Source organism: Celeribacter arenosi (assembly GCF_039539485.1).
Taxonomy (GTDB): domain Bacteria; phylum Pseudomonadota; class Alphaproteobacteria; order Rhodobacterales; family Rhodobacteraceae; genus Celeribacter; species Celeribacter arenosi.
On the sequence record NZ_BAABDF010000002.1, the window covers coordinates 42,115 to 54,599 of the forward strand.

The window sequence follows — 12,485 nt, forward strand, 5'->3', positions numbered from 1 at the left end:
TTGGTCCTTATTGGGTTGGGCCGGGCGTTGGCCCCGGATGGTCGAGCAGAAAGGTTTCGAGTTGGTCGGTGTCGGGCATGGCAGGAGCGCAGCCGGGCTGTGCCACCACGATGGAGGCGCAAGCAGAGCCGCGCAGGATCGCCTGTTTCAGGTCGCGCCCCTGCGAGAGGGCCGCCATGAAACCAGCCATAAAGCTGTCGCCCGCGCCGGTGGGTTTGACGGCCTCGACAGGGAAGATGCCGGTGGGAATTTCGGCACCACCCGAAAAGGTGATCGCGCCGTGCTGGCCCAATTTGTAAACGACGATGTCGGCAGATTTGCTGGCAAGCGCGCGGGCCTTGGCCAGCCCTTTGTCTATGCCGCCGGCCATAAAACCGAACTCTTCATCATTGCCCACGATCACGTCCGACATGTCGCCAGCGCGGGAAAGAACTTCTGCAGCGACCTGCGGGGACGGCCATGAATAGGGGCGGTAATCGACGTCGAAGATGATCGGCAGGTTCGCCTCTTTCGCTAGTTCGAACGCGCGGAAGGCCGCCGTGCGGCTGGGTTCGACAGCGAAGACGGTGCCTGCCGTGATGAGGGCGGTGAACTGGCTGTAATCGACTGTTTCGACGTCCTTGAGGGACATCTGGAAATCGGCGGCGTTGTTGCGATAGATCACCGATTGGTGGTCCTCGACGCGGGTTTCATAGACCGCGAGCGAGGTGCGCTCTTCGCCCTGAATGGTGCGCACATGTGCGCGGCCCACGCTGTAGTTGTCCAATTGGTTCAGACAGTAACGCCCGACCGCATCATCGCTGACGCAAGTGACAAGATCGGCCTGAAGCCCCAGTTTGACCAAACCTGCCGCGATATTGGCAGAGGATCCGCCCATGGCGACCATCATTTCCGTGGCCTTTTCTGTCTGCGCGCGGTCGGTGGGGGAAAGGTCCATCCCGACACGGCCCACGACGATAAACTTGCCGCCCTTGATGCCCTCTAACGCGTTCATGTGCGGCCCTCGGCGTTGCCGGCTTTCGCGGCGTCGAGGACTTCGGGGTAGGGGTAGTTCAGGCCTAATAGCTGACGCATGTCAGGGCTGGCCCTGTCGATGAAGGATTGTGGCAGAGCGGCGGGCATGTCCTCCATGGGTTTCACCCATTTGGGCAGATACTGGATCAACACCGCGTTGCGGTCGTGGTCGGAGGTGTTGGGCATCGCGCAGTGCCAAGTCACGCCATAGAAGAGGGCGACATCGCCTGGGTTCCCCAGCATCCGTTCGGCCCGCCCATGGAAGTCATCGGCTTCAGTCGGATAACGCAATTCACGCTGCGATCCGGGCACGTAGGCCGTTGCACCGCTTTGTTCGGTAAAAGGATCAAGGATGACAGAGACCTGCGCATTCATCGGGAAAGAGCCGTTCAGGCCGACCGGATGCGTTTCGGGGCTGTGAAAGTCCCAGTAGGGATAGTCCACGTGGGGTTCTTGGCCGGGTCCGCCGGGCAGAATGCGATTGGCCGCGATGGAGCCCATAATGAATTCCGTGCCCAGAAATTTTCGCAGGATATCCATCAGCACCGGATGTGCGGCCATGGCGGAAAACACGTCGCCCTTGGCCAGCAGGTTCCAGACGCGTCGTTGCAGGGCAATCTTGCCGTCGGCTTCTGCGGCCCCTTGGAAATGGGTCGCTTTGTTGGCGTCGTTTTCCGAATGCTCCATAATGATCGCGCGGGCCTCGGCAATCTGCTCTGCCGTGAACAAGCCCGAGATCTTGACGGCCCCGCCGCCGTGAAGGAGTTCATCGACGACCGCATCTGGATCGGCAGTCTGTGCGGTAAAGGCTTTCATTACAGACCTTTGCGCTGTTTGGGGCGGGTAGATTCCAAGTCTGTGTGGGCATCGCGCACCTTGTTGCTGTCGGAGACTTCGGGCGTTCCGACTTCCCACCAAGCGTGGCCTTCGGTCGTCCAGCCCTCGTAGGCGTCGACGTTCATAACGATGACCGAGGTCTTGTCGGCGGCTTTGGCGCGCTTGAACGCCTCGGCGAGCTCAGCCGCATTGGCGACGGTTTCGGCATTGGCCCCCATGGCCGCGGCGTGGGCTTCGAAATCCACTGCGAACGGCGTGGCCGTGGGCGTGTCGGCGATCAGGTTGTTGAAGCTTTCGTTGCCGGTGTTGTTTTGCAGCTTGTTGATGACGGCAAAACCGCCGTTGTCCAGCACCAGGATGATCAGCTTTTTGCCCGTCAGAACGGAGGAATAGATGTCCGAGTTCATCAGCAGGTATGAGCCGTCGCCTGTGAAAACGATGGTGTCCTTGTCGGGTTCACGTTGGCTTTGCGCGATGCGCGCGCCCCAGCCGCCGGCGATCTCGTAGCCCATGCAGCTGAAGCCGAATTCGACATCGACCGTGCCGATGTCCAACGTGCGCCAGTTGGCAGTGACTTCGGCGGGTAAGCCGCCCGCGGCGGCGACGATCCGGTCGCGTGGATCACACAGCTCATTCACCACGCCGATGGCTTGGGCATAGCTGTTGGGGCGGTTGCCCGGTTTCACGTTCCCGGCGACATAGGCGTCCCATTTGGCGCGTTCGGCTTGGGCGAATGATGTCCATTCGGTCGGGGCCTTGTAGTCGCCTGTGAGGGAGGCCAGACAAATCGCGGCGTCACCAACGACAGGCAGCGACATGTGCTTCATCGCGTCGTGGCGGCCCACGTTGATGCCGATGATTTTGGCGTCCTTGGCAAAGGCTGTCCAAGACCCGGTTGTGAAATCCTGCAGGCGTGTGCCCACCGCCAAAATGACGTCGGCCTGTTCGGCGATGGCATTGGCGCTGTTGGAACCTGTTACGCCGATTGGCCCGATGTTGAGCGGGTGGTCGGACAACATGTTGGCGCGGCCCGCGATAGTTTCGACGACAGGAATGCCGGATTCTTCGGCAAAGGCGGTCAGTTCGGCCACCGCACCGGAATATTGCACGCCGCCGCCCGCGATGATCATCGGGCGTTTGGCGGTTTGCAGCAGGGCGTAGGCGTCGACGACGTCTTGCATGTCGGGGGCCTGCTTGCGGATGCGGTGCACCTTCTTGTCGAAAAAGGCCTCGGGGTAGTCATAGGCCCAGCCCTGCACGTCTTGTGGCAGGGCGATGAAGGCAGGGCCGCAATCGGCGGGGTCCAGCATGGTGGCAAGGGCAGCGGGCAGCGACTGGATGATTTGCGCGGGGTGCGTGATGCGATCCCAGTAGCGGCTGACTGCCTTGAAGGCGTCGTTCACGCCCAACGTCGGATTGCCGAAGTGTTCGAGCTGTTGCAGCACCGGATCGGGCAGGCGGGTGAGAAAGGCATCCCCGCACAGCATCAACACGGGTAGGCGGTTGGCATGGGCCAGCGCGGCAGAAGTCAGCAGGTTCGCGGTGCCCGGCCCCGCGCTTGCGGTGCAAAACATGAACCGCTGGCGCAGCCATTGTTTGGCGTAGGCCGCAGCCGCAAACCCCATGCTTTGTTCGTTCTGCCCGCGATAAAGCGGGAGGGTATCTTGCACGTTATAGAGAGCCTCGCCCAGGCAGGTGACATTGCCATGTCCGAAGATGCCAAAGCCACCGCCACAGACGCGCAGCTCTTCGCCGTCGATCTTGATAAACTGGTTGTCCAGATAGCGGATAATCGCCTGCGCGGTGGTCAGGCGAATGGTCTGATCGCTCATCGCGAAAGCTCCTCCAAATCGCAGGGCGCCTTTTTTGACGCTTGCGTGATTTCGAATCCAAGGATACAAATTTTGCAACCGGTTGCAAACAATTTTCCGCAAGCCGAATTCAAGGGGGGGCAAATGGCCGATATCGGAATCGGAATCGTCGGTGGCGGCTATATGGGCAAAGCGCATGCGGTGGCTATGGCTGCTGTGGGCGCGGTGTTCAACACTGCGCTGCGTCCCCGATTGGAGATGGTCTGTGCGTCCTCGGCGGCGTCGGCGGAAAGGTATCGCGCGGCGTTCGGGTTCGCGCGCGCGACAGAAGACTGGCGCGTGCTGGTCTGTGACCCAAAGGTGGAGGCGGTGGTGATCGCTGCGCCGCAAGCCTTGCACCGCGACGTGGCAGAGGCGGCGTTTGCCGCGGGAAAGCCTGTCTTTTGTGAAAAGCCGTTGGGCACAGATGTGGACGACAGCCGCGCTATGGTGGCCGCGGCCGAGGCCGCAGGTGCGATCAACATGACCGGCTTTAACTACATCCGCACACCCGCCAGCCAATTCGCGCGCCAGCTGATCGAGTGTGGTGAGATTGGTGAGATCATCGGTTTTCGTGGCGAACATACCGAGGATTTTCTGGCCGACCCGGACGCCCCCGCGACGTGGCGCACATCGGGTCTGCCCAATGGCACCATGGGCGACCTCGCTCCGCATCCGGTCAACTGCGCGCTGCGGCTGATGGGCCCTATCCAGAGCCTGCTGGCCGAGGTCGAGACCGTCTATCACGACCGTCCTGGAGGCAAAGTCACCAACGACGATCACGCGCATATGCTGTGCCGGTTCGAGAGCGGGGTGCTTGGGTCGATCTATGCCAGCCGCGTCGCGACAGGCCGCAAGATGGGCTATGCCTATGAGGTGACAGGGTCCAAGGGGGCGATCCGTTTTGACGGCGAAGACCAGAACGCGATCCACCTCTACAAGATGTCAGGACCAGAGGCGCAGCGCGGGTTCACCAAAATCCTGACTGGCCCCGCGCACCCCGATTACGAACCCTTTTGCCAAGGGCCGGGGCATGGCACCGGCTATCAGGACCAGATTATCATCGAGGCGCGCGACTTCCTGCAAGCGATTGAAACAGGGCAGAATATCTGGCCGACCTTCCGCGACGGGATGGCGGTAAACCAAGTGATTGCTGCGGCCCATGCGTCCTCGGACGCGAAGGCCTGGCGTAACGTCAACGACTTCTAAAGGACCAAGATCCATGACTATCCGTATCGGCAATGCGCCCTGTTCCTGGGGCATCGAATTTGCATCCGACCCGTCCTACCCCAGCTGGCAATCGGTGCTGCAACAGTGCGCGCAGGCGGGGTATAAGGGGATCGAACTGGGGCCGATTGGCTATATGCCAGAGGACCCTGCGGTGCTGCGCGACGAGCTGCAAAAGAACGATCTGAACATCATTGGCGGCGTGATTTTCCGTGCGTTTCATGATGCGGGCAAGTGGGACGATGTGATGGATGCCTCTGTTCGCACCTGCGAGGCGCTTGTGGCCCATGGGGCGCAACACCTTGTTTTGATTGATTCAATATCACCACGCCGTGCGCCGACGGCGGGGCGTGCGGCGGAAGCCGAGCAGATGGACGCGGCCGAATGGGCCGCCTTTCGTGATCGCATCGCGACCGTCGCCAAGATGGGGGCGCAAGAGTACGGGCTGACCGTGGGCATTCATGCCCATGCGGCGGGGTTCATGGACTTCGAACCCGAACTGGAACGCCTGCTGGATGAGGTGGACGAGAGCATCCTGAAAATCTGTTTCGACACCGGCCACCATTCCTATGCGGGCTTTGATCCGGTGGCTTTCATGAAAAAGCACGTGAGCCGGATTTCCTATATGCATTTCAAAGACATCGACCCGAAAGTGAAGGCCGATGTCGTGGCCAACCGCACGGATTTCTACACCGCCTGCGGACAGGGTATTTTCTGTAATCTGGGACAGGGCGATGTGGATTTCCCGACCGTGCGACAGGTGCTTCTGGATGCAGGATTTGAGGGCTGGTGCACGGTTGAACAGGACTGTGATCCCAGCATGCCGGGCACGCCGATGGAAGACGCCAAAGCGAACCGCGAGTATTTGCAAAGCATCGGTTTCTAAGGAGATATCACATGAAGCGATTGAATTGGGGCATGATCGGCGGCGGTGAAGGCAGCCAGATCGGGCCCGCGCACCGTTTGGGCGCGCAGGCGGACGGCAACTTTGTGCTCGCGGCAGGTGCGCTGGATCACAATGCAGACGCGGGGCGCGCGTATGCGCAACGTTTGGGCGTGGCGGCGGATCGCGCCTATGGCGACTGGCGCGAGATGCTGTCGGGCGAGTCTGCGCGCGAGGATCGCGTTGATCTCGTCACCGTGGCGACGCCCAATTCCACCCACTTCGAGATCACCAAGGCCTTCCTTGAGGCGGGGTTCAACGTGCTGTGCGAAAAGCCGATGACGATGACCGTCGAAGAGGGCGAGGAGATCGTAAAGATCGCCGCAGCCTCGGGCAAGATTTGCGCGGTGAACTATTGCTATTCCGCCTATCCGATGGTGCGCGAGATGCGCGAGATGGTGCGCACGGGGCAGATTGGCAAAGTACGTCTGGTGGTGACGAATTTCAGCCACGGACACCACGGTGATGCGACGGATGCGGACAATCCGCGGGTGCGCTGGCGCTATGATCCGGCCATGGCGGGCGTGTCGGGGCAGTTTGCCGATTGCGGTATCCACGCGCTGCACATGGCGAGCTTTATTGTAGGCGACCAGGTGCGCGAATTGAGCGCGGATTTCGCCTCGACCATTCCCAGCCGCGAGTTGGAAGACGACGCGATGGTGAACTTCCGGATGGAGGGCGGCACCGTTGGGCGGCTTTGGACCAGCTCGGTTGCGATTGGCCGCCAGCACGGGTTCGACATTCAGGTGTTCGGGGAGACGGGCGGCATGCGTTGGCGGTCAGAAGAGCCGAACCAAGTGTATTATACCCCCGTCGGCGGGCGCACGCAGATCATGGAAAAGGGCGAAGGAGGCCTAAGCCATGAGGCAGGCCGGATGAGCCGTGTGGCCATTGCCCACCCCGAAGGATTCCCGCTGGCAGTGGCCAATATCTATGTCGATCTGGCGGCCAGCATTCGCGGCGAGCTGCGCGATGGTTTGCCTTTGGCCGAAGACGGGCTGCGGTCCATGGCGGCGGTGCATCAGGCGGTGGTGTCGGCTGCGGACCGCGGCGCATGGGTGGATGCGCGCCCGCCAATGTATCGCTAGAGGCGGGCTAGGGCGCGGCTCGCAACGTGCCGCGTTCAACAAGTTTGCAAGGGAACAGGCGGACCTCGGGAGAGCGGTCAGGGTCCTCGAGCATCGAGACCATCAGATCGACCGATGATTGCAGGATCTGGTCAATCGGCTGGCTGATCGTGGTGAGGTTGATGTTTTCCCAGCGCGCCATTTTCATGTCATTGAAGCCGATGATGCCAACATCGCGGGGCACGTTCAGCCCCGCGTCGGCCACCGCGGAAAGCGCCCCGATTGACAGGACATCGTCGCCGCAGAAATAAGCCTCTGCCATGTTGCCCGCCGCGATAAGGCGTTGCATTTCGGCGCGTCCTGCGTCGAAGGAATAAGCCTCAGCGAAACTGTGGGAATGGGCGACGTCAGGGTGTTTGGCGAGCTCCTGAAAGAAGCCGCGAAAGCGGTCTTGGGTGGAGGTTGCGGCCTCGGGCCCGCCTAGGAAAGCGACTTTGCGGTAGCTCCGTTCCACCAACGTGCGCGCCGCCATACGCCCACATTCGGAGTTGTCGACGCCCACCACGTGGACTTCTGGCGACGTGGAAAACCGCCCGAAGGAGTTAACCACCGGCACGCCGGCATCGCGGAACGATTTGGAGAATTCAGGGGACAGGGTGGAGGAGGCAATGATCGCCCCGTCGACCGAGTATTGCTGCAACATGCGCACGGCGGTTCTGGCATCTATTTCCCCCGTCAGGTTTAGCAGGAGGGGGCGCAGCCCTCTATCCTGCAATTTGCGGGTCAGCAGGTCGAAGACCTCAAGAAAGATCGGGTTGTGGAAGTTGTTAGACACAAGGCCGATCAGCTTGGTGCGCCCCGTGGTGAGCGACGAGGCCAGCGCATTGGGCGAATAGCCAAGATCAGCGGCGGCTTTTTCTACCTTGCGGCGCATTTTTTCCGACACCGAAGCCCCGTCGGTGAATGTGCGTGATACCGCCGAGGTCGAAACACCGGCGCGGTTGGCGACATCTTTGAGGGTGATTGGCATGGCGCAGCTTTAAAATTGGGACCGGTTTTGGTGTAGTTACAAGGTATTTGCTTTGGACGCAGTATGAATTTTTACGGAAAATTTTGCAACCGGTTGCAAAAAAATCCGACTCATGCTTTGATCTGTACGGAGGAGGGGCTGAGTCCTCTCTTTAGAGGCTGGAATTTAAGTTCCTTGGGAGGAAAAACATGAATACGATGAGCAAACTGCTTGCGACAGCAGCGATTGCCGCAGCGCCTTTTGCGGCTGCGACAACCGCCTCTGCGGACGGGCATGGCGATAACCTGACCTACGTTCTGGTCAGCCACGCACCCGACAGCGACAGCTGGTGGAACACCGTCAAGAACGGCGTGGCACTGGCCGGCGAACAGATGGGCGTGACCGTTGAATACCGCAACCCGCCTACCGGTGACCTTGCCGATATGGCGCGGATTATCGAGCAGGCAGCTGCATCCCAGCCCGATGGTATCATCACCACACTGGCTGACTTTGACGTTCTCAAGGGGCCTATCATGGCGGCTGTCGACCAGGGCGTTGACGTGATCATCATGAACTCCGGCACCCCTGCACAGGCGGCCGAAGTTGGCGCGCTGATGTATGTTGGCCAGCCCGAGTATGATGCCGGTCTGGCTGCGGGCCAGCGGGCAGCACGCGACGGCGTGGGGTCGTTTCTATGTGTGAACCACTACATTTCCTCGCCGTCCTCCACCGAGCGTTGCCAAGGCTTTGCCGATGGTCTGGGTGTTGATCTGGGCAATCAAATGATCGATTCAGGTCAGGACCCTGCAGAGATCAAGAACCGCGTTCTCGCCTATTTGTCTGCCAACCCTGAAACCGACGCCATCCTGACGCTTGGGCCGACCTCTGCGGACCCGACCCTGCTCGCGCTGGACGAAAACGGCATGGCTGGCGACATCTACTTTGGCACCTTTGACCTTGGCGAAGAGATCGTGAACGGCATCAAGGCGGGCACCATCAACTGGGGCATCGACCAGCAACCGTTCCTGCAGGCCTACCTGCCGGTTGTTGTTCTGGCCAACTATGACCGCTACGGCGTTCTGCCTGGCAACAACATCAACTCTGGCCCCGGCTTCGTGACTGCCGACGGCCTTGAGAAGGTTGAAGAATTCGCGGGTGAATTCCGCTAGGATCGCACTGCGATACCGCTAAGAGGGGCGGCCATGGCCTGAGCCGTGGCCGCCCTTTTTCGATCCAAATCACTCATCGATCCAAGGAGGTCGGCCATGTCTGAGGCCAGTCAAACCGACGAGCGCGTCAAGGAAATATCCGGTTTCCGAAAAGCGTTGATCCGCCCCGAACTGGGCGGCATCGTGGGGACCGTTGCAGTCTTCGTTTTCTTTTTTCTGTTTGCTTTCGACAGCGGCATGTTCAACGCGCAGGGTGTGCTGAACTGGTCTGTCGTCTCAGCACAATTCATGATTATCGCCGTGGGCGCCTGCCTGCTGATGATTGCGGGCGAGTTTGATCTGTCAGTGGGGTCGATGATCGGCTTTGCGGGCATGATGATCGCGATTTTCGGCGTCACCTTAGGGTGGCCCATGTGGATGGCGATCATCGTGACCTTTGTGATCTGTACCGCCTGCGGAGCGTTGAACGGATACATCGTCGTCAAGACGGGGTTGCCGTCGTTCATTGTAACCTTGGCAACCTTGTTCATCCTGCGCGGGTTCACCATTTTCATTCCCCAGACAATTGAGCGCAAAACCATCATTGGGGGTATCCGAGAGGCCGCAGAGGGTGATTGGCTCGCATCCATATTCGGCGCCAAGATCGGCGGGCCGATCTTTACCTGGCTTGGAAATGCCGGAATTATCTCTACCTTCGAGAGGGGCAACCGCGCGGGCGAACCGGTGGTCGATGGCATTCCGATGCTGATCATCTGGGCGCTGGGCTTGGTCATTTTCGGACATTGGCTGTTGACGCGCACACGCTTTGGCAACTGGATTTTCGCCGCTGGCGGGGATGCAGATGCGGCGCGTAACTCTGGTGTTCCGGTCAACGCAGTGAAGATCCAGATGTTCATGTTCACCGCCTTCTGCGCCACGGTCTTTGCCGTGTGTCAGGTGATGGAGTTTGGCTCTGCTGGCGCGGATCGTGGATTGCTCAAGGAATTCGAGGCAATCATCGCGGTGGTCATCGGGGGTGCCTTGCTGACCGGCGGCTACGGGTCGGTCATCGGCGCGGCTTTGGGTGCGTTGATCTTTGGCGTGGTACAGCAAGGTCTGTTCTTTGCCGGCGTCGAAAGCTCGCTTTTCCGCGTGTTCCTCGGCGTTATCCTTTTGGCTGCCGTGATCCTGAACACCTACATCCGTCGCATCATTACGGGGGAACGTTGATATGGCCGATCCAATTATCCAAATGAAGAACATCGAAAAACATTTCGGCAGAGTGATTGCTCTGGCGGGTGTATCGGTCGACGTGTTTCCGGGCGAGTGTCACTGTCTGCTGGGCGACAACGGCGCAGGCAAGTCGACCTTCATCAAGACAATGTCCGGGGTGCTTAAACCCACTGCCGGAGAGATCATCTTCGAGGGTAATCCGCTCGATTTCAATGACCCTCGCGATGCGATTGCGGCGGGGATTGCGACAGTGCACCAGCATCTGGGCATGATCCCATTGATGAGCGTGGCGCGAAATTTCTTCATGGGCAATGAGCCGATCAAGAAGTTCGGACCAATCAAGTTGTTCGACCATGAACACGCCAACATGGTGGCCATGCAAGAGATGAAGACGATGGGCATCAACCTGCGTGGGCCGGACCAAGCGGTGGGCACTTTGTCCGGCGGTGAACGTCAGACGGTAGCCATTGCCCGCGCGGTGCATTTCGGTGCGAAAGTGCTGATTTTGGACGAGCCGACCTCAGCGCTGGGTGTGCGCCAGACCTCGAACGTTCTTGCAACCATCGACAAAGTCCGCAAGCAAGGTATTGCCGTTGTGTTCATCACACACAACGTGCGCCACTCGCTGGCGGTGGGGGACCGTTTCACGGTTCTCAATCGCGGCAAGACCCTTGGGACAGCGATGAAGGGAGAAATAACGCCTGAAGAACTGCAAGATTTGATGGCAGGCGGGCAAGAGCTGGCGACCCTCGAGGGTAGCCTTGGGGGCACCGTGTAGAACGACATGCTAAAGGAGCCGGGGTGCGGACGGCAGTAGAGCATGTCAGTGAACGCGAACTATTTCGAGCTCTCGTGATCTACAAATGCCAAAAGTCATGCGATCTTTGTAAATAAGGTTCAGGGCAGACATGAGACACACCTCCAGTTGAGTGTCTTGCCCCGCCGCACCGGAATGAGACGGGGCAAGTGAGGTTATTCAGCAGCAACAGCGCGGGGTGCTGATGTATTCAGTCGGCCTGACAGGCGCACCAGAACAATCCCGACACCCACCACACCAGCGGCGATGTAGGGCGCAGCGGCAAGGCCGATGCTTTCCACCACAAGCCCCCCGGCCCATGCACCCCCGGCAATGCCAAGATTGAACGCACCGATGTTCAAACCGGACGCCACATCAACCGCACCCGGCGAGACTTCGCGTGCGATTTGCACGACGTAAGACTGCAGCGGTGGCACGTTGGCGAAGGCAAAACCGCCCCAGAAGGCCGCAACCGCAATGGCTGCAATCGGGCTGGTGAGGAACGCGCCAAGTGCGACCAGTGAGATGGCAAGGCCAGCAAAGATCACGGTCAGGGACGCCACTGCACCGATGCGGTCGGCCAGTTTGCCGCCCGCGATGTTCCCCACGGCGACAGATGCACCGTAGAGCAACAGCACAAGGCTAACCGCACTCGCAGACAGACCTGTGACTTGGTTCAGCATCGGCGCAAGGAAGGTAAAGGCGATGAAGTTGCCACCATAGCCAATTGCCGTGATCAGATAGACCAGCAGAAGCCGTGGCGAGGTCAGTACCTGCAATTGGGCTTTGATCCCCGCTGACGCAGCCTTGGTCAGATTGGCGGGCACCAGAATGGAAGACGCGATGAACCCGATCACGCCAAGCGCGACAACGCCAAGGAAGGTCGACTGCCAGCCGAAGTTCTGGCCAATGAAGGTCCCCAAAGGCACACCCGTCACCAGCGCGACTGTCAGGCCAAGGAACACCAGCGCTATGGCGGAGCTTTCCTTTTCGGGCTCCACAAGATCGGTCGCGATGGTCGAGGCGATGGCAAAGAACACGCCGTGAGCGAGACCGGTAATAAAGCGCGCAGCGACAAGGCTGCCGTAATCCGGCGCGAAGGCGGCATACCCGTTGCCGAGGATGAACAGCCCCAGCAAGAGCAGCAACAGTGTCTTACGCGGCAAACGGTCGGCCATGGCGGTCAGCACCGGCGCGCCAATGGTCACGCCAAGGGCGTAAAGACTGACCAAAAGGCCAGCGGAAGGGATAGAGACGCCCAGATCGGCGGCGATGGTGGGAAGCAAGCCGACGATAACGAACTCGGTCGTTCCGACGGCGAAAGCGCTGATGGTCAGCGCCCAAAGGGCAAGTGGCATCGG

11 protein-coding genes are annotated in these 12,485 nt (G+C 60.0%); 6 read left to right on the top strand and 5 right to left on the bottom strand.

Features of this window, described 5'->3' with window-relative positions; translation table 11 throughout:
- Positions 1-7: 7 nt before the first annotated feature.
- From iolC to iolD, 3 genes are read right to left on the bottom strand one after another with little or no spacing between them, the layout of a single operon-like run.
- A complete protein-coding gene (gene iolC, locus ABD815_RS01690) occupies positions 8-994 on the bottom strand; it encodes a 5-dehydro-2-deoxygluconokinase (RefSeq protein ID WP_344842589.1) in 987 nt (328 codons plus the stop codon).
- Positions 991-1,830, bottom strand: coding sequence for a phytanoyl-CoA dioxygenase family protein (locus ABD815_RS01695; RefSeq protein WP_344842592.1), 840 nt, complete (start codon positions 1,828-1,830; stop codon positions 991-993). The genes iolC and ABD815_RS01695 overlap by 4 nt, the downstream gene beginning before the upstream one ends.
- A complete protein-coding gene (iolD, locus tag ABD815_RS01700; RefSeq protein ID WP_344842595.1) occupies positions 1,830-3,683 on the bottom strand; it encodes a 3D-(3,5/4)-trihydroxycyclohexane-1,2-dione acylhydrolase (decyclizing) in 1,854 nt (617 codons plus the stop codon). The genes ABD815_RS01695 and iolD overlap by 1 nt, the downstream gene beginning before the upstream one ends.
- A 123-nt stretch (positions 3,684-3,806) precedes the next feature.
- Here iolD and ABD815_RS01705 point away from each other — a divergent pair, with 123 nt between their 5' ends.
- The 3 genes from ABD815_RS01705 to ABD815_RS01715 are packed head-to-tail and all read left to right on the top strand — an operon-like array spanning position 3,807 to position 6,959.
- On the top strand, positions 3,807-4,910 hold the full coding sequence (locus tag ABD815_RS01705; RefSeq protein ID WP_344842598.1) for a Gfo/Idh/MocA family protein: 1,104 nt from the start codon (positions 3,807-3,809) through the stop codon (positions 4,908-4,910).
- A gap of 13 nt (positions 4,911-4,923) precedes the next feature.
- Positions 4,924-5,814 carry a TIM barrel protein gene (locus tag ABD815_RS01710; protein WP_344842600.1) on the top strand — a complete coding sequence of 297 codons (891 nt, stop codon included), beginning with the start codon at positions 4,924-4,926 and terminating at the stop codon, positions 5,812-5,814.
- An 11-nt stretch (positions 5,815-5,825) separates the two neighbouring features.
- Positions 5,826-6,959: a Gfo/Idh/MocA family protein gene (locus tag ABD815_RS01715; protein WP_344842603.1), complete on the top strand. Its 1,134-nt coding sequence runs from the start codon at positions 5,826-5,828 to the stop codon at positions 6,957-6,959.
- 7 nt (positions 6,960-6,966) lie between these two features.
- Here ABD815_RS01715 and ABD815_RS01720 read toward each other — a convergent pair whose 3' ends face one another.
- Positions 6,967-7,968, bottom strand: a complete 1,002-nt coding sequence (locus ABD815_RS01720; RefSeq protein ID WP_344842606.1) for a LacI family DNA-binding transcriptional regulator — start codon at positions 7,966-7,968, stop codon at positions 6,967-6,969.
- A gap of 197 nt (positions 7,969-8,165) precedes the next feature.
- Here ABD815_RS01720 and ABD815_RS01725 point away from each other — a divergent pair, with 197 nt between their 5' ends.
- From ABD815_RS01725 to ABD815_RS01735, 3 genes are all read left to right on the top strand, one after another.
- On the top strand, positions 8,166-9,116 hold the full coding sequence (locus ABD815_RS01725) for a sugar ABC transporter substrate-binding protein (protein WP_425549831.1): 951 nt from the start codon (positions 8,166-8,168) through the stop codon (positions 9,114-9,116).
- 96 nt (positions 9,117-9,212) lie between these two features.
- Complete coding sequence (locus ABD815_RS01730; protein WP_344842610.1) at positions 9,213-10,325, top strand: ABC transporter permease; 1,113 nt, start codon at positions 9,213-9,215, stop codon at positions 10,323-10,325.
- 1 nt (position 10,326) lies between these two features.
- Complete coding sequence (locus ABD815_RS01735; protein WP_344842612.1) at positions 10,327-11,106, top strand: ATP-binding cassette domain-containing protein; 780 nt, start codon at positions 10,327-10,329, stop codon at positions 11,104-11,106.
- A gap of 194 nt (positions 11,107-11,300) precedes the next feature.
- Here the strand turns inward: ABD815_RS01735 and ABD815_RS01740 are convergent, their stop codons facing one another.
- Entirely contained in the window at positions 11,301-12,482 is a 1,182-nt protein-coding gene (locus ABD815_RS01740; RefSeq protein ID WP_344842614.1) for an MFS transporter, read from the bottom strand.
- Between the last annotated feature and the right edge of the window lie 3 nt (positions 12,483-12,485).

Excerpts from the sequence above, each read along its gene's own strand:
- ABD815_RS01710 (WP_344842600.1), top strand. The coding sequence starts at position 4,924 with ATGACTATCCGTATCGGCAATGCGCCCTGTTCCTGGGGCATCGAATTT.
- ABD815_RS01730 (WP_344842610.1), top strand. The coding sequence starts at position 9,213 with ATGTCTGAGGCCAGTCAAACCGACGAGCGCGTCAAGGAAATATCCGGT.
- ABD815_RS01695 (WP_344842592.1), bottom strand. The coding sequence starts at position 1,830 with ATGAAAGCCTTTACCGCACAGACTGCCGATCCAGATGCGGTCGTCGAT.
- ABD815_RS01725 (WP_425549831.1), top strand. The coding sequence starts at position 8,166 with ATGAGCAAACTGCTTGCGACAGCAGCGATTGCCGCAGCGCCTTTTGCG.
- ABD815_RS01740 (WP_344842614.1), bottom strand. The coding sequence starts at position 12,482 with ATGCCACTTGCCCTTTGGGCGCTGACCATCAGCGCTTTCGCCGTCGGA.
- ABD815_RS01705 (WP_344842598.1), top strand. The coding sequence starts at position 3,807 with ATGGCCGATATCGGAATCGGAATCGTCGGTGGCGGCTATATGGGCAAA.
- ABD815_RS01720 (WP_344842606.1), bottom strand. The coding sequence starts at position 7,968 with ATGCCAATCACCCTCAAAGATGTCGCCAACCGCGCCGGTGTTTCGACC.
- ABD815_RS01735 (WP_344842612.1), top strand. The coding sequence starts at position 10,327 with ATGGCCGATCCAATTATCCAAATGAAGAACATCGAAAAACATTTCGGC.
- iolD (WP_344842595.1), bottom strand. The coding sequence starts at position 3,683 with ATGAGCGATCAGACCATTCGCCTGACCACCGCGCAGGCGATTATCCGC.
- iolC (WP_344842589.1), bottom strand. The coding sequence starts at position 994 with ATGAACGCGTTAGAGGGCATCAAGGGCGGCAAGTTTATCGTCGTGGGC.
- ABD815_RS01715 (WP_344842603.1), top strand. The coding sequence starts at position 5,826 with ATGAAGCGATTGAATTGGGGCATGATCGGCGGCGGTGAAGGCAGCCAG.